The 16,445-nt window shown below is 65.2% G+C and carries 16 protein-coding genes; 9 read left to right on the top strand and 7 right to left on the bottom strand.

Annotation, left to right across the window (positions count from 1 at the left end):
• The first annotated feature begins 15 nt into the window (after positions 1 to 15).
• From queD to glsA, 3 genes are all read left to right on the top strand, one after another.
• Positions 16 to 372: a 6-carboxytetrahydropterin synthase QueD gene (queD, locus tag CR492_RS04955; RefSeq protein ID WP_102842639.1), complete on the top strand. Its 357-nt coding sequence runs from the start codon at positions 16 to 18 to the stop codon at positions 370 to 372.
• A 124-nt stretch (positions 373 to 496) separates the two neighbouring features.
• On the top strand, positions 497 to 1,405 hold the full coding sequence (locus tag CR492_RS04960; protein WP_102842640.1) for a transglutaminase family protein: 909 nt from the start codon (positions 497 to 499) through the stop codon (positions 1,403 to 1,405).
• On the top strand, positions 1,402 to 2,397 hold the full coding sequence (gene glsA / locus CR492_RS04965) for a glutaminase A (RefSeq protein ID WP_102842641.1): 996 nt from the start codon (positions 1,402 to 1,404) through the stop codon (positions 2,395 to 2,397). Before CR492_RS04960 ends, glsA begins: the two co-directional genes overlap by 4 nt.
• A gap of 2 nt (positions 2,398 to 2,399) precedes the next feature.
• Here the strand turns inward: glsA and CR492_RS04970 are convergent, their stop codons facing one another.
• From CR492_RS04970 to trpA, 5 genes are all read right to left on the bottom strand, one after another.
• A complete protein-coding gene (locus CR492_RS04970) occupies positions 2,400 to 4,163 on the bottom strand; it encodes a PQQ-dependent sugar dehydrogenase (protein ID WP_102842750.1) in 1,764 nt (587 codons plus the stop codon).
• Between the two features lie 38 nt (positions 4,164 to 4,201).
• Positions 4,202 to 5,182: a hypothetical protein gene (locus CR492_RS04975; RefSeq protein ID WP_102842642.1), complete on the bottom strand. Its 981-nt coding sequence runs from the start codon at positions 5,180 to 5,182 to the stop codon at positions 4,202 to 4,204.
• Between the two features lie 65 nt (positions 5,183 to 5,247).
• A complete protein-coding gene (locus CR492_RS04980) occupies positions 5,248 to 6,564 on the bottom strand; it encodes a bifunctional folylpolyglutamate synthase/dihydrofolate synthase (protein ID WP_102842643.1) in 1,317 nt (438 codons plus the stop codon).
• Positions 6,565 to 6,587: 23 nt separating this feature from the next.
• Positions 6,588 to 7,454 carry an acetyl-CoA carboxylase, carboxyltransferase subunit beta gene (accD, locus tag CR492_RS04985; protein ID WP_102842644.1) on the bottom strand — a complete coding sequence of 289 codons (867 nt, stop codon included), beginning with the start codon at positions 7,452 to 7,454 and terminating at the stop codon, positions 6,588 to 6,590.
• 151 nt (positions 7,455 to 7,605) lie between these two features.
• Positions 7,606 to 8,454, bottom strand: a complete 849-nt coding sequence (gene trpA, locus CR492_RS04990; protein WP_102842751.1) for a tryptophan synthase subunit alpha — start codon at positions 8,452 to 8,454, stop codon at positions 7,606 to 7,608.
• Positions 8,455 to 8,705: 251 nt separating this feature from the next.
• Here trpA and CR492_RS21345 point away from each other — a divergent pair, with 251 nt between their 5' ends.
• The 6 genes from CR492_RS21345 (at position 8,706) to CR492_RS05015 (ending at position 15,636) form a co-directional block, all read left to right on the top strand.
• Positions 8,706 to 8,834, top strand: coding sequence for a hypothetical protein (locus CR492_RS21345; RefSeq protein WP_280951519.1), 129 nt, complete (start codon positions 8,706 to 8,708; stop codon positions 8,832 to 8,834).
• 61 nt (positions 8,835 to 8,895) lie between these two features.
• The gene (locus CR492_RS04995) at positions 8,896 to 9,837 is read left to right on the top strand and encodes an ABC transporter permease subunit (protein ID WP_102842645.1); all 942 of its coding nucleotides are present in this window, start codon (positions 8,896 to 8,898) and stop codon (positions 9,835 to 9,837) included.
• On the top strand, positions 9,834 to 10,940 hold the full coding sequence (locus CR492_RS05000) for an ABC transporter permease (protein ID WP_102842646.1): 1,107 nt from the start codon (positions 9,834 to 9,836) through the stop codon (positions 10,938 to 10,940). The genes CR492_RS04995 and CR492_RS05000 overlap by 4 nt, the downstream gene beginning before the upstream one ends.
• Complete coding sequence (locus tag CR492_RS05005; protein ID WP_102842647.1) at positions 10,937 to 12,550, top strand: ABC transporter ATP-binding protein; 1,614 nt, start codon at positions 10,937 to 10,939, stop codon at positions 12,548 to 12,550. The genes CR492_RS05000 and CR492_RS05005 overlap by 4 nt, the downstream gene beginning before the upstream one ends.
• A gap of 62 nt (positions 12,551 to 12,612) precedes the next feature.
• Positions 12,613 to 14,760 (top strand): fatty acid oxidation complex subunit alpha FadB, encoded by a 2,148-nt coding sequence (gene fadB, locus CR492_RS05010; protein ID WP_102842648.1) that lies wholly within the window; start codon positions 12,613 to 12,615, stop codon positions 14,758 to 14,760.
• A gap of 9 nt (positions 14,761 to 14,769) precedes the next feature.
• On the top strand, positions 14,770 to 15,636 hold the full coding sequence (locus tag CR492_RS05015; RefSeq protein WP_102842649.1) for a tRNA nucleotidyltransferase: 867 nt from the start codon (positions 14,770 to 14,772) through the stop codon (positions 15,634 to 15,636).
• Between the two features lie 16 nt (positions 15,637 to 15,652).
• On the opposite strand, the gene CR492_RS05020 is transcribed toward CR492_RS05015, so the two are convergent.
• Both CR492_RS05020 and CR492_RS05025 read right to left on the bottom strand, forming a co-directional pair.
• Positions 15,653 to 15,913, bottom strand: coding sequence for a hypothetical protein (locus tag CR492_RS05020; RefSeq protein WP_146030173.1), 261 nt, complete (start codon positions 15,911 to 15,913; stop codon positions 15,653 to 15,655).
• Positions 15,914 to 15,917: 4 nt separating this feature from the next.
• Positions 15,918 to 16,148 carry a hypothetical protein gene (locus CR492_RS05025; RefSeq protein WP_102842651.1) on the bottom strand — a complete coding sequence of 77 codons (231 nt, stop codon included), beginning with the start codon at positions 16,146 to 16,148 and terminating at the stop codon, positions 15,918 to 15,920.
• Positions 16,149 to 16,445: the final 297 nt, after the last annotated feature.

A 16,445-nucleotide genomic window follows, 5' to 3' on the forward strand; every position in this document is an offset into this window, starting at 1 on the left:
GCGCCAGACAATCTCATGAAAATCACGCAAGCCTTCCATTTCGAGGCGGCGCACCGGCTGCCGCATGTCGCCGAGACGCATCGCTGCCACAGGCTGCATGGCCATTCCTATCGCGTCGAACTCGAGCTGCAGGGGCCGGTCGACCCTGTGACCGGCTTCGTCGTCGATTTCTTCGACATCGAGGCGGCGTTCGGTCCGCTTCTAGCGCGTCTCGATCACCATTATCTGAATGAGATCGAGGGTCTCGAAAACCCCACGGCCGAGCTGATCGCGATCTGGATCTTTGAGCGCATCCGAGGACCACTGCCGCAGCTTTCATGCGTGAAAGTGTTCGAGACGCCGGATTGCTGGGCTGAATATGAGGGCGTCTGAAGCCGCATGGCGGCGCGCGCGAGTTTTTTGTGATTGGCGCGCGCAGGCCTGATAAAACGAGGCGAAGCAGCCAAGCCGACGGGCCACGCGGCATCGTCGGCGAAAGCGCCGCGATGAGGGAGCCATGGCCCGAATCAATATCGTCCACACGACGGAATACAGCTACCGCAACCCTGTCGGCCTGACTCGCCATCGGCTGATGCTGCGGCCCCGCGACAGCCATGATCTGCGGCTCAACAGCGTGACGCTGGCGGTGCATCCGACGCCCGCAAAAATGCGCTATGCGCATGATGTGTTCGACAATTCGATCTGCTATCTCGAATGGGCCGAACCGCTGCGCACGAAAGAGCTCAGCATCGTCTCGACGCTCGACCTCACCCATTATCCGATCGGCGCGGCGCTCCCGGTCTACAGCCTCGATCCGGCGGCTGTGCTGTTTCCCTTCTCCTACGCCTCCGAGGAAGTCCCCGATCTCGGGCGCCTGACCGAGCGGCAGCAGCCGGACCCAAACCGCACGGTCGACGCCTTCGCGCGCCGCTTCGTCTCCGGACCCGGCGAAACGCGCACGCTGCAATTCCTGGAAGATATGACGCACGCCATAAAGGCGGAGCTGAGTTATGGCGCGCGCCATGAGGAAGGAACCCAAACGGCGGCGCAAACGCTTGAGCTTGGGACCGGAACCTGCCGCGATTTCGCCATGCTGATGATCGAGGCGATCCGCAGCCTTGGGCTCGCTGCGCGTTTCGTCAGCGGCTATCTCTATGACGATCTCACCGGAACGCAGCGCGGCGGCGGCTCAACCCATGCTTGGGTCAGCGTCTATCTGCCGGGCGCGGGCTGGGTCGAATATGATCCGACCAACGGGTTGATCGCCGGCGCCAATCTCGTGCGTGTCTGTGAAACCCGCACGCCGCAACAGGCGCTACCGATTGCGGGCGGCTATTTTGGCGAAGCGGCCGACTTCCTTGCTATGAATGTCTGCGTGTCGGTTAGCGCCGCGCCTGTGCCCGCAGCGGCGCAGCGCGCCGGATGAGCCGCGACTCGGACGACGCCGCGGCCGCCTTCGTTTCGACCGGCCGCCTGCCGCCCCCGGACCGCGTCGATGCTCTCGTTGAGGAAGCTCATCGCCTGTTCAAGGGCAACGCCGAGGGCGCGAACGCGGACGTCTACCCCTCGCTCGCGCGCATGCCGAGCGATCTTTTCGGCGTCGCGGTCGCTGGCGTCGATGGCGCGCTGCATGCGAGCGGCGACTCCGCGCATGAATTCGCGATCATGAGCGTGTCGAAGCCCTTCGTCTTCGCTCTTGTCTGCGATCATCTGGGATTCGAGGCGGCCCGCGAAAGGCTGGGGGTCAACGCCACCGGACTGCCGTTTAATTCGCTCGGCGCAGTGGAACAGAGCCGGACCGGCGCGACCAATCCGATGGTCAATGCGGGAGCCATCGCCGCGACGAGCCTCGTTCCCGGCGCGAACCTCGAAGAGAAATGGGCTTTCATCGGGGAAGGCCTGGCTCGCTTCGCCGGACGCAGCCTTATTCTCGACGATGACATCTATGCCTGCGCCCTTGCGAGCAACGCCCGCAACCGGGCGATTGCGCAATTGCTCGAGGCGCGCGGGCGCATCTATTGCGACCCAGCTGAGGCGATTGACCTCTATACGCGGCAATGTTGCCTGCAAGTCAGCGCCGGGGACCTTGCGCGGATGGCCGCTTGTCTTGCCGATGGCGGCGTCAATCCGCTGACGAAGCAGCGGGCGGCCAGCGCCGACGCCTGCAAACGAACGCTGGCGGTGATGGCCAGCGCCGGATTCTATGAGGCCTCTGGCGACTGGCTTTACGAGGTTGGCCTCCCTGGCAAAAGCGGGATTGCCGGGGGAGTCGTTGCGGTTGCGCCGGGCAAGGCGGGACTGGGCGTGTTCGCGCCGCGGCTCGATGATGCGGGCAACAGCGTCAAGGGGCGCCTCGTCTCCCGCTTTCTGTCGGAGCGGCTCGGATTGAGCCTGTTTGCCTCACAGCCTGAAGGGTGATCTCAATTGGCGTGGCCGAGCGCCCAGACATAGGCCGCGACCGCCCGAATCTGCGGCTCTGACAGGCTTACGCCGCCCATCGGCGGCATGGCGCCGCCATGTTGCTTCGGCTCCGGCACGCCATTCGTGATCGTTGTAATGAGCGACTCAAGGCTCCCGTCGCCCCAGAGCCAGGTTCCGCTCGTCAGATCGGCGCCGACCGGCGTGCCCTTGCCGTCGGTGCCGTGGCAGCCGCCGCAGGTCGCGCCGGCGACTTCGCCGGCGAAGATGCGCCGCCCGAGCGCGACGTCCTCCGGGCTTGCGCCGGGGGGAATCGGCAGCGCCGCTTCGGCGCTTGCGTCGGGATGCACGCCTTCGGGCGGCTCGGCCGCGGCCGCCGTCGCGGCGGCAGCAGCCGGCTCGGGCGCGGCCTCGATCGCGGTAATGTCCGGGCCGCCTTCGAAGGTTACGCGCCAGATGCGCCCGCCCTGATCGTCCGAGACATAGAGCGCGCCGTCGGGACCGACGGCGAGGCCTGAGGGCCGATGCTCGGCGCGGCCAGGCTCTTTATGCGCTCCGGCGAATCCATCGGCGAATATTACGTAAGGCTCCGAGGCCTTGCCGTCGGAGAGCGGCTGAAACACGACATTGTAGCCGCCTTGCGGTCCAGGCGCACGGTTCCAGGAACCGTGGAACGCGATAAAGGCGCCGCCGCGATAGGCGGCGGGAAACTGCGCGCCATGATAGATTTTCATGTCATTTGGCGCCCAATGGGCGGGGAAAAAGGCGACGGGCGGCGTCTTTTCCGCGCAAACGCCGATTTTCTGGCCGCCGTCTCCGCCATATTCCGGCGCGAGCACGAGCTTTTCCTGCTTGTCGTCGAAATAGCACTCGGGCCAGCCGTAGTCGGCGCCATGTTTCAGCTCGACCAGGATTTCGGCGGGAAGATTTTGGCCCTGTTCCGGCGTGTAGAGGCGCGGCCAATTCTCGGCGAACTGGTCGCGGCCATGTTGGGTCGCGAAGATCCGGCCCGAGGGGTCGACCGAAAGCCCTTCGGCGTTGCGCAGCCCGGAGGCAAAGCGCTCGGCCGGCGAAAAAAGCTGATTGCGTTTGTTGGCGTCGTAGCGCCAGACGCCGCCTCGCGTCTCCAGCTCGACGCAGGGGCTTCGTCCGGGCGATAGCGGCATGCGGTTCTTTTCCTCGCAGGCGTTGTCGGCCGAGCCGAGATCGACATAAAGATCGCCGGCGGGGCCGATCGCGAAGGGGTGCATCGGATGATCGCCCGTCACCGGCAGGCCCGAGACGATGGTTTCCGGCTCTTGCTCCGGCGCGCCGCCGTTGAGGGCGTAGCGGACGATGCGGTCGTTGATTTCCGCGTAAATCGCGCCCTTGTAGAGAGCAAGACCCGTCCCGCCATGCCCGCCAGAGGCGACCGTCTCGCCGAAGCGGACGATCTCGTCGGCGCGTCCGTCGCCGTCCTTATCCTTGATCGCGACGAGAAAGCCGCCTTCCGGCGGCTTGTCGTTCTTGTAGTAGACGCCGCTCCATGTGTTCACATAGACCGTGCCGTCTGGCGCGACGGCGAGCTGCCGGGCATGTCCGATATTGTCGGCGAAGATCGTCGCGCAGAAGCCGCGCGGCAGCGAGAGGCCGGCCGTATCGCACGCCTGTTTGCGACCGCTTTCGCCTGTGTCCTGTGCCTCGGCCCGCGGCGTACAGGCTGCGATCATCACGACCGCCAAGGGCGCTGCATAAAGACGGCTGAGGGTCGCGGCGCGGCGGTTCATCAGCATCATCCTCTTTGTTTTTGGGCGGGTTTGGACCGTCAGTCGGCGCGCGGCGGCGAGAGCGGCGCGGCGTAAATCCGGAAAGGCAATTTCGGACTCTCTCCGCTGCCCGAAAACAGCCCGGGAAGCTGGCCGTCCGTCACGAAAGCCGTATCGCCGACCTGCGTCACGCTGGTCGGAGCGCCGAACCCCACGGCGATTGTTTCGATCGTGGCGCTGTCGCCGGACACCGTCACGCGATCGAGCTTGCCGTCGCCCTCGATCATCAGAAAGTGGCTTTGATCGAGCCGCCGCAACGCGTCAGGCGTCGTCAGCGGCCGCGATGTCGTGAGCCGCGTGATCTTGACCGGCGCGCCGCCTTTGACGTCGATGCGGAACAACTCGCCCGGCGTAAATGTGTTGACGTAAAGATTGCCGTCGCCGTCGAAGGCGATCCCATCGAGGCCGCCGCCATTCTTGGGCGGCTCGAAGACGGGGTCGCGCAACCACACGTCGAGCCGATTCCGGGCGCGGTCGAGTTTCAGGATTTCGGGGGCGAAAGTGTTGGTCACATAGATCGCGCCGCCAGGTCCGATCGCGATGTCGTTGCAAAGCGTGTGCTCGCCGGGCAGCCGAGCGCTGCTCTTTGGCGCCCCGGTTGTGAGGTCGAAGCCTTTCAGGAAGCTGCCCTCGACCTTGCTCGGACCGGGCGTATTCAGCATCGAGGCGTCATTGGAGCAAACCCACAGGGTGTTCGATGCGTCGTCGGCGAGCACGCCGAAGATGGATCGGCTGCCAAAGGCTCCGGGCTCGATAAAGGGCTCGGCCTGGCCTGCCTCCTGGGGGATTCGCATGACGCCGCCCCTGGCGACGCTGCCCACGAAGAGCGTTCCATCGGATTTCGAGGTGATGCTCTCGGGATAAGCGTCGGCCCCGGGAAGGTCGATCGTCGCCGGCGCCGCGGGGGCGGGCAGGGGGCGGCCGATAATAAGAATGAAGGCTAGGGAGAGCGCGCGGCGGCTGGAATGCTTCTGGCCCATGTCAGCTCTCCTGCCGCCTTTGCGAAGCGTTGTGTATTAACGTTTCGCATGCCAGGAAAACGCGCTCAAGCGGGCGGCGTTCCGTTCAAGAGCAGCGCTTCGCCGGCGAGATAAAGGCTGCCGGCGATCAGGACGCGCGGCGGCTGCCGCCAGTTCTGGACGGCAAGGAAGCGCAGCGCGGCTTCGATGCTTTCGGCGGCGACGGCTGGCAGGCCAACTTCGCTTGCGGCGGCGGCGACGTCACGCGCGGGCTTGCCATAATGCTCGGCCTCGACGGGAACGGCGATGACCTGTTGGGCGAGCCCCTTGAAGGAGCGCAGAAACGCGCCGGTGTCCTTGGTCGTCAGCGTGCCGCAAATGATGACGAGCGGGCGTTCGCTCTTGTCGGCGAAATCGGCCATGGCTTCGGCGATGGCGCGTCCGCCGTCTTCATTGTGCCCGCCGTCAATCCAGATTTCGGCGCCCTTCGGGCCAAGCGCCGCGATCCGCCCCTTGACCAGATTTTGCAGGCGCGCCGGCCAATCGACCTCGATCAGGCCGCGCTCATAGACCTTCACGTCAAGCTCCGGTTCGATCAGCCGCGTGACGGCGATGGCGGTTGCCGCATTCTGATGCTGGTGCCGGCCGAGCAGCCGGGGCAGCGGCAGATCGAGCAGTCCGCGTCCATCTTCGAAGATGAAGCGGCCATGCTCCTCCTGGCCCTCGTAATCGCGCGAGGCCGCTGTCACCGGCGCGCCTTTTCGAGCCGCCTCCATGCGCAGCACGGCAAGCGCTCGTTCATCCTGCGCGCCGAGCACCGCCGGAACGCCCGGCTTGAAAATGCCGGCCTTCTCATAGGCGATCTTCTCGATTGTGGAGCCGAGAAATTCAGGATGATCGATTGAAATCGACGTCACCACCGTCGCCAGCGGATCGGCGATCACATTGGTGGCGTCGCCGCGCCCGCCGAGGCCGACTTCAAGCAGGAGATAGTCGGCCGGAGCTTCGCTGAAGATCTTGAAGGCGGCGGCGGTCGTGAATTCGAAGAAAGTGATCGGGGCGCCGGCGTTGACCTCCTCGCAATGGCTGAGGGCGTCATACAACTGGGCGTCGCCGACCAGCTTTCCCCCGCCAGCGGCGCCGAGACGGATCCGTTCATGAAATCGGACGAGATGCGGCGAGGTATAGACATGGACGCGGCGGCCCGCGGCCTCGAGGATCGCCCGCATGAAGGCGATCGTCGACCCCTTGCCATTGGTGCCGGCGACGTGGATGACCGGCGGCAGTTTCTTTTGCGGCGAACCCAGCGCGACGAGCAGGCGCTCCATTCGCCCGAGCGTCAGCTCGATGTCTTTCTTGTGCAGCAGGTAAAGCCGCGCTAGCAGGGCGTCGAGGGGTGTCATGGCGGCGCGCGTTCCGGACGGGTTCAGGCGGCCCCAGCGGCGCGCGGCGTGCGGGTCAGGATCGAGCAGAGGCGGGCGAGCGTCGCGCGCATGTCCTGACGCTGCACCACCATGTCGATCATTCCGTGCGATTCGAGATATTCGGCGCGCTGAAATCCTTCCGGCAGCCGCTCGCGGATCGTCTGTTCGATCACGCGCGGGCCGGCGAAGCCGATGACGGCGCCGGGTTCGGCGATGTGGATGTCGCCCAGCATGGCGTAGGAGGCGGTGACGCCGCCGGTCGTCGGATTGGTCAAAACGACGATATAGGGCAGGTTCGCCTCACGCAGGCGCTGCACGGCGATAGTCGTGCGCGGCATCTGCATCAGCGAGAAAATGCCCTCCTGCATGCGGGCGCCGCCCGAGGCGGTGAAGATGATGAAGGGCGCGCGGCGGTTCAACGCCGTGGTCATCCCAGTAATGATCGCCTCTCCGGCGGCCATGCCGAGCGATCCGGCGAGAAAATCGAAATCCTGGATCGCGGCGACAATCTCCATGCCCTCAAGCCGGCCGGCGGCAAGCTTGACGCAGTCCTGCGCCTCGGTCTTGGCGCGATATTCCTTGAGCCGGTCGGTGTAGCGCTTGACGTCGCGGAACTTCAGCGGATCGACGGGCGCGTCCGGCGTCGGCAGATCCTCGTAGATCCCTTCATCGAACAGATTGGCGAGCCGCGCCTTGGGGCTGAGCCGCATATGATAGCCGGAACCAGGCACCACGAAGAGATTGGCTTCGAGGTCCTTGTGGAACACGAGTTCGCCGCTCTCCGGGCATTTGACCCAGAGATTTTCCGGCGTCTCGCGGCGAAGGAACGACCTCACCTTGGGCGGCATGACGTTGGAGATCCAGTTCATTGACCATCCTGATACGGCGCCCGGCGCCGTCACACACTGCCTGCGACCCCGACTGGCGCGCCTGTGGAACGGAGCTTATCGGACCCTGGAGCTATTTTAGGGGCATAAGGCCCCGTTTGCGACAGAAATATAATGTCCCGATCAGGGCCGCTCAAGCCGGCGCCCGCGCGGCGGTTCGGACACCTTCCGCCAGATCTGCGACAAGCCGCGCCACCGCCGGCGTGGTGTCTCGCGTCGCACGGCCCTCGGCGTCGAGCGAGCCGCGCAGCACGTCGACGATTGCCGACCCCACCACGACCCCGTCGGCATGGGCTGCGATCGCCGCCGCGTCGGCGGCGGTCTTGACGCCGAATCCGACCGCGACCGGCAGGCCGGTATGGCGCTTGATTCGCTCGACGGCTCTCGCCGTCGCTGAGAAATCCGGCGTCGCCGCGCCGGTCGTGCCGGTGATCGAGACATAATAGACAAAGCCGGAAGTGTTCGTGAGCACGGCCGGCAGGCGGGCGTCGTCGGTCGTCGGCGTCGCGAGGCGAATGAAATTGAGCCCTGCCGCGAGCGCCGGGAGGCAAAGCTCGGAATCTTCCTCCGGCGGCAGATCGACCACGATCAGCCCATCGACGCCGGACTCTTTTGCGGCGTCGAGAAAGGCCGGAACGCCATAAACATAGATTGGATTGTAATAGCCCATCAGCACGATTGGCGTCGTCTGATCCTCGCGGCGAAAGTCGGCGACGAGCTTCAGGGTCTTTGCCAGAGTGGTTCCCGCCGCAAGAGCGCGTAGGCCCGCGGCCTGAATCGCCGGTCCGTCAGCCATCGGGTCAGTGAACGGCATCCCGACCTCGATCACATCGGCGCCGGCTTTTGGCAGCGCCTTCAGAATGTCGAGGCTCGCCGCGAGATCGGGATCGCCGGCCATGACGAAAGCGACGAGCGCCGCCCGGCCCTCGACAGCGAGATCCTTGAAGCGGCGGTCGATGCGGGTTGAAGAAGCGTTGGACATGGATTTAGCGTTCTGAGCCGTCAGGGCGCGCCCGAGGCGCATGGGAACGCAGGGCAATAGAGGATTTTTCGCATCCGGGAAAGTGTCGGGCGCCTTTGGCGCGGCCGAAGAGAAGATTCGCGTCTTTTTTTCAAAGCGTTAATCAATAATGTCCTGCAACTGAAGCGGGAGCGCCCGACAAGCCGCTTTGATCTTCACGGCCGCCCGATTGCAGAGCATCATGTGCGCTGCGCCTTATCGGAAGCCACCGCATGATCCCCCCGCCGCCCGTCACTCCGGTTCCCCTTCTTGCCAATCCCGACGGCTCGGTCAGGGATAAACGCTTTGCGATCAACCCGGACGCGACGCAGATCGTCTTCGAGCGCCCGGTTGAGGCGTGACCCGGAAATGGGCGGCATGCTCCAGATCCCATCGCCTGCCTCGTACTTTCGCCGCTGACCCATGCCGCAGCGCGCGCTTGCCCGTATCCTCGCCGCCGCCGCGACGCTTTTTGTCGTGATTGCGCTGTCGTTCTTTCTGATGCGGCTTGCGCCGGGCGGCCCGTTCGATTCCGAGCGTCCGCTCGATCCGAAAATCGCCGAGAATCTGCGCCGCATCTACCGCCTCGACCTGCCGCTCTGGCGCCAGTTTCTGTTCTATCTGCAAAGTCTCGCGCAGGGCGATTTCGGGCCGAGCCTGCACTGGCGCGATTTTTCGGTGAACGAGCTGTTCGCCCATGCGCTGCCGATCTCGATGCGGCTTGGCGCCGAAGCGTTGAGCGTCGCGCTGCTGGTCGGCGGCGCGCTCGGGGCGATTGGCGCCTCCACCGGCGCGGGGTTGCGCCAAAAGCTGGGCGCTTTCGCCGTGGACGCCGCGGCGCTGATCGGCGTCATCTTGCCGGCCTTCGTCATCGCGCCGCTGATGCAGCTTCTGTTCGGCCTGACATGGCGCATCCTGCCCGTCGGCGGCTGGGAGGACGGCGCCTGGCGCAATCAGATCCTCCCCGTCGCGACGCTTGCCTTGCCGCAGATCGCGATTGTCGCGCGGCTGATGCAAACCTCCTTGCGCGACGTTCTCGCCGAGCCGCATATCCGTACGCTGCGCGCCTTCGGATTGCCGCCCCGCCACATCTACGCCCACGCGCTGCGCGCCGCGATTCTGCCGACCCTGTCCTATCTCGGCCTTGCCGCCGCCAATTTGCTGACGGGTTCTGTGATCGTCGAAACCATCTTCGGCATTCCGGGCATGGGGCGCTATTTCGTCGATGGCGCGATCGGCCGCGACTATACGCTGGTGATGGGAACGGTAGTCGTCGTCGCCGCGCTCGTCATCGCCTTCAATCTTCTCGTCGACCTCGCCTATGCCTGGCTTGATCCGCGCATCGCGGAATCGGCGTCACGATGAGCAGATTTATTCTGCTTTCCCCGGCCCGCGCGGCGCTTTGGCGGCGTATTCCCGCCAGCGCCATGCTGCTCGTTTTGATCGCGCTCGCCTGTATCTTCGGCCCTTTATTCACATCGCATCCGTTCGACCGTGTTTATCCAGATTATGTGCTGGCGCCTCCCTCGCTGGAGCCGAGTCCGAACGCGAGCGAGGCGCGCGACGCGGTCGAGGAGCTCGCCGCGCGGCTCGGCGCCAAAATCGTGTCGATGGATTCAACGGGCGACAGCGTCGCCGCAAAATTCTCGAGCGACCGGACCATCGACGCGGCGGCTCTCGCCGCCCTGCCGCGCTCGGACAGGATCGGACCGCCCCGCATCAACTCAAGCGGCGACGGCGGCCAAAATGTCGGCCTCAACATTCCCTTGCTGCGAACCGTGTTTCCTTTTGGCGCCGACGCCAATGGCCGCGACCTCCTGACCCGGACGCTGATCGCCGGGCGCGTCTCTCTCGCCGTTGGTCTGCTCGCCTCGCTGGTGGCGCTCGTCATCGGCGTTCTCTATGGCGCGATCGCCGGCTATGCCGGCGGCGCCGTCGACGCTTTGATGATGCGCATCGTCGAGATCATCTACGCGCTGCCCTTCATCTTTTTTGTCATTGTGCTCGTGATGGTGTTTGGCAGGCATTTCGTCCTGATCTTCATCGCCATCGGCGCGGTCGAATGGCTCGACATGGCGCGCATTGCGCGTGGGCAGACGCTCGCCCTCAAGGAGAAGGATTATGTCGCCGCCGCGCGCGCGCTCGGGGCGAGCCCCGCGGCGATCATCCGGCGCCATATTCTGCCCAATGCGAGCGGCCCGATCATCGCCTATCTGACGCTGCTCCTGCCGCGCGTCATTCTGCTTGAAAGCTTCATTTCCTTCCTCGGTCTCGGCGTGCAGGAGCCTCTGGCGAGCTGGGGCGTGTTGATCGCGGACGGCGCCCGCAACATTCAGGGCGCGCTTCACCTGCTCTTCTTTCCGGCGCTGTTTCTTGGCGCCACACTCGGCGCCCTGCAGAGTTTTGGCCAATATCTCCAGGCGATCTTTGCCGACGCCCACGTTGGCCTCGAGAGCGAGCCGCGATGAGCGAACCGCCGCTGCTCGAATTCGCGAATCTCTGCGTCTCCTATGGCGGCCGGCGCATCGTCGACGAGGTCAGCTTCACTTTGGCGCGCGGCGAGACGGCGGCGCTCGTCGGCGCCTCCGGGTCTGGCAAAAGCCAGACAGCGCTCGCCGCCCTGCGCCTGCTGCCGCCGCAAGTGCGGACGTCGGGCCGCGTCGCCTTTGAAGGCGAAGATCTTCTGAGTCTGCCGGAGCGCCGGCTCAACGCCATTCGCGGCCGGCGCGTCGCCATGATTTTTCAAGAGCCGATGTCGGCGCTCGATCCCTTGTTTACCGTCGGCTCGCAGATCGCCGCCGTGCTTCGGCTGCAGGCCGGATTTTCGCGCGGTCAGGCGTTGACGCGGGCCGCCGAGCTCCTTGACCTTGTGGGCATCGACGCGCCGAAGGAACGGCTCAGCGCTTTTCCGCATCAACTGTCCGGTGGTCAGCGCCAGCGCGTTTCGATCGCGATGGCGATCGCCTGCGAGCCGGACGCGCTCATCGCCGACGAGCCGACGACGGCGCTCGATGTGACCGTCGCCGCCCGCATTCTCGATCTTCTGGGCGAGCTCCGCGCGCGGCTCGGGCTCGCCATGATCTTCATCAGCCATGATCTGCAACTCGTGCGCCGTCTTGCAAGCCGGGTGTATGTGATGGACGCCGGCCGCATCGTTGAGGCCGGCGCGACGGAAGCTGTTTTCTGCAACCCGCAGCACAGCGCAACGCAGGGGCTGATCGTCGCCGCGCCGTCGCCGCGCGCGCGCCGCCCCGATCCGGCGCCGGAAATTCTCAGGGCCGAGAACCTCAGCGTCGCCTACAGGCGCCGCGGCGGCTGGTTTGCCGGGCGCAGTGAGGTCAAGGTGCTGGACGCCGTCACCCTCAGTCTCAAGCGTGGACGCACGCTTGGCGTCGTCGGCGAATCGGGCGCCGGCAAATCCACGCTCGGCCGGGCGATTTTAAGGCTCGTCCCGGCCAGCGGCGCGATCTGTTTCGAGGGGCGGGACATTGGCGGCCTCGATGAAACCGGCATGCGTCCGCTGCGCCGCGCCATGCAGATGGTGTTCCAGGACCCCTATGGCGCGCTTTCGCCGCGCATGCGCATCGGCGACATCGTGTCGGAGGGCCTTCTGATTCACGAGCCCGCGCTGTCGCGCCGCGCGCGCGACGGGAGGGCTGCGCAGGCGCTCGAAGAAGTCTCGATCGACCCCGCCCGGCGTGATCGTCGGCCGCGCGAATTTTCGGGCGGGCAGCGCCAGCGCATCGCCATCGCGCGGGCGATGATCCTGCGGCCGCGCCTCGTCGTGCTCGATGAGCCGACTTCGGCGCTCGACCGCGCGACGCAAATGGATATTTTGCGGCTGCTGCGCGATCTGCAGGAGGCGCATGGCCTCGCCTATGTGCTGATCAGCCATGATCTGAAGACGATCGAGGCGATGGCCGACGATATCGCCGTGATGAAAAACGGCTGCATCGTCGAGCAGGGGCCGGCCGCGCAGATTCTGGGCAGCCCGCGCGACCCCTACACGCGCTCCTTAATGCAGGCCGCATTTGACACGCATGGCGGGCGTCAGGATTTTTCGTCCCGCCGCTGCTAAGACGAAGTCGTTATGGTATTGGACGTATGGACGATTGAGGCCACACACATTGCGGGTGCGACATGATTTTTGACGGCGAGACGATCCGGGTCGAAGAGCTGGGCGGGGGACTTTTCGAGCTGCGCTTTGATCGCAAGGGTGAGGCCGTCAACAAGCTCGACCGCCTCGCCTTCAGCGAACTGGCTCAGGCTGTTGAAGCGCTCGCCAAGACGCCGGGGCTCGCGGGGGCGCTTGTCACCAGCGCCAAGGACACCTTTATCGCTGGCGCGGATATTTTCGAGTTCGTCGAGGTTTTCGAGCGAAGCGAAGCGGAAATCGCCGAATTTGTCGCGGCCAATGCGAAAATCATCACGGCGCTGAGCAATCTGCCCGCGCCGACGGTCGCCGCCATCAACGGACTTGCGCTCGGCGGCGGCTTTGAGGTGGCGTTGGCGGCCGATTATCGAGTCATTGCCGACACGGCAAAAATCGGCTTTCCCGAGGTCACGCTCGGTATCTTCCCGGGCTATGGCGGCACGGTGCGGCTGCCGCGCCTGATCGGCCTCGTCGAAGGCGGCAAATGGATCATCTCCGGAACGCCGCGCCCCGCGGCCGCGGCGCTCGATCTGGGAGCCGTCGACGCCGTTGCCGCGCCGGAGTCCTTGTTCGCGACGGCGTTGGCGCTGTTGAAGCAGGCTGCCGCCAATCCGGGCGAATGGCCCAAGCGCCGTCGCGAGGCCGAACAAAGCCTCGGCCTCGAAGAGGAAACCGTCCGGGATTTTATCACCGGCCTGAAAGTCGAGGCGGCGCGCGCGCTGCCGCATTATCCGGCCGCGCATGATGCCGTAGCGCTGCTCGAAGCCGCGGCCGGGATCCCCTTCGACGAGGCGCTGGCGCTTGAGGCGAAAGGTTTTGCGCGGACAGCGCGGACGCAGGCCGCCGCCTCGCTTGTCGGCAATTTCGTCAACGAGCAGGCGCTGAAGAAAATCAGCAAGGGATACGCCAAGACCGCCGCGCCGGTGCGCAAGGCGGCGGTCCTCGGCGCTGGCGTCATGGGCGCGGGCGTCGCCTATCAGAGCGCCCTGCGCGGCGTGCCCGTCTTGCTGAAGGACGTGTCGCAGGCTGCGCTCGAATCCGGCATGGCGCATGCCGAACAGCTGCTCGACAAGCTGGTGGAGCAGGGCAGGCTGCCGCAGGATCGCGCCGACGCGGTGGCGCGCTCGATCAAGCCGACCGAAAGTTTCGACAATTTTTCCGACGTCGATGTCGTCGTTGAAGCGATCGTTGAAGATATCGCCATCAAAACGTCCGTCTTCAGACAGGTCGAGGCGGCCACCGACGCAAAGACGATCCTCGCCTCGAACACCTCATCGCTGCAGATCGCCGATCTGGCCGAGGGTCTCGGCCGGCCGCAGAATTTCATCGGCATGCATTTCTTCAATCCCGTGCCGAAAATGGCGCTGGTCGAGGTGGTGCGCGGGCCGAAAACCTCGGAAGCAGCGGTCGCGACCATCGTCGGCTATGCAACCGCAATGGGCAAGACGCCGGTCGTCGTCGGCGATTGCCCCGGCTTCGTCGTCAACCGCGTGCTGACGCCCTATCTCATCGCCTTTCTGCAGCTGGTGCGCGACGGCGTCGACTTCCGCCAGATCGACAGGGTGATGGAGGCCTTCGGCTGGCCGATGGGGCCGGCCTATCTCATCGACGTCATCGGCCTCGACATTTCGCATCACGTGGTCGAGATCGTTTCGGCCGGCTTCCCCGAGCGCATGGTCGCCGCGCACCCTTCCGCGATCGACGTTCTGAAGGCCGACGGGCGGCTCGGCCAGAAGAACGGGCGCGGCTTTTATCTTTATGCGAAAGACGCCAGGGGCCGCCCGCGCAAGGACGCCGATCCTGCGGTCGCAGCGCTGCTCGCCTCCGTCCAGCCGCAGGGCGAAAGCGCGCTGCCCGACGCGGACATCCTCGATCGCATGATGATTCCACTCATCCTCGAAGCGGCGCGCTGCTTCGAGGATGGCGTCGCGGCGAGCCCCGGCGAGACCGACATGTGCCTCATCCTCGGGCTCGGTCTGCCGCGCTATCTTGGCGGCGCGCTGCGCTATGCCGATTGGCGGGGGCTGAAGAAGATCGTCGAGACCGCCGCCAAATGGCAGAAGCTCGGCGAAATCTACCGGCCGAGCGAGAAATTTTCCGCGCGGGCGGCGAGCGGCAAGGGCTTTTATGGATAAGCAAGCGTCATGAGCCAGGATTTCGGCGCGCTGCCGGCTGAACTGACGCAAACGCATCCGGGCCTCGGCCTCATGCGTTATGCCGCCCTGCTTGGCGAAAACGGCGGCGAACTCGATGGCGAGGCGTGCGACGACATGCGCGCCGGCGTCGAGGCGGGCATGTTGATCGGGCTCAAGCCATCCAAGATGTGGCCGGAGCTGGCGCGCGGCCTGATGACCGGCGCGCCCTCTCGCATGATCGACGCCCTGCGCGCCTGCGGGGCGCTCGCCGTCGCGCTGCCGGAAGTGGACGCGCTGTTCGGCGTGCCGCAAATCGCCGACGATCCGCCGCAGGTCGATCTTGGCGCTCATCTCATGAAGGCGCTCGACGAGGCGGGCAGGCGCGGCGCGCCGCTCGCCGCGCGTTTCTCCCTGCTCGTCATGAATGTCGGGAAGTCGGATTCGCCGCGGGAGCACCTGCCGTCCCACTACCGCCATATCGAGCGCGGCGGTCCGCGCATCAAGGCGATTTCTGCGCGCTTTCAGGTTTCGGAGGATTGCCGCGCGCTCGCCCTGCTGGCGCTCGACGAATGCGAGCGCGTGCATCGCGCGTCCGAAGTGCGGGCCGGGCCTGTCGCCCTGATGCTGGAGCGGCTCGGCGCCTTCGACGCGCCGGAAAATTTTGCGCTGCTGATGAGCGTTTGCGCCTGCGACTATTGCGCTTATGGCGAGCGTTCAGGGCAGGCCTATCCGAAGGCCGAACTGTTGATCGCCGCGCTCGACGCCTGCGCCGGGATCGGACCGGAGCTTGGCGCGCCGGACCTCGTACGGGCCGCGCGGGCGGCGGCGATCGCCAAAGCCTTCGGTTCGCAGCGCTGGTCCGGCAGCGAGGGATAAAGGGAAGCCCCGCTTCTCACCGGCCTTTATCGGGGCGTTTTAGCGGGCAGGTTGGGTCACGGCACCACTCGATCGAGGCGAGCGCAGTGGCGGCGCCCGCCTGAATGATCAAGTCTCCCGCGGCGTTTTTGACCCGGATGCGCGCGCCGCTCCGGGTTCTGAGGTGAGTGGCCAAAAATTCGACGTAGCACCAAGCCGCTTTCTGGCTCGGCAATTCTTGCACAGTCACCGCGTCTGACCCGTCTTCGTATAAGATTTCAAAGGTGAAGAGCGCCATCGCGTCAGCCATCCGGGCGGGGAGCGTCGCGCGGCGCGCGCGGCGAGGCGCGTTCGATCTGCGCCACGACTGCCCCCTCAGCGTTTAGCACCGTGATCTCCACGCCGGGGCGATGCGCCAATTCCACCTTCAAAAGTTCGGCGTAACGAAGGGCCGCTTTGCGATTGGGCAGGTTCCGGACGCAGCGGCTGATCGCTCCCTCTCCGTCAAAAACCTCGAAGGTGTAAAGCGGCATCGGGACCCCACGACTTGTTCTTGTTTATGAGTCTGGCGCCGCAGCGGTTGAAATCACGCCCCGGTCATGGAAATGAGGGGCATCCCACAGTTCATTCAAAGCAACGGCCTTGATTCAAATCAAAGCTGCCAAAAATTCTATGAATTTAGCCGTTGTTTTAGCAGTTCTTGCCGCCGTTCAAGGGATTACTGTGCAGTGCAAAATGAAGCCGCGGCTCGCTTTATAGCTCAGCTAGTACCAATTCTCCGACGGTTTGACTGACGCGGCCAATTCCCGAATCAGCGATGTTCTGACTCA

The organism is Methylocella silvestris, assembly GCF_002891535.1.
GTDB classification, from domain to species: Bacteria; Pseudomonadota; Alphaproteobacteria; order Rhizobiales; family Beijerinckiaceae; genus Methylocapsa; species Methylocapsa silvestris_A.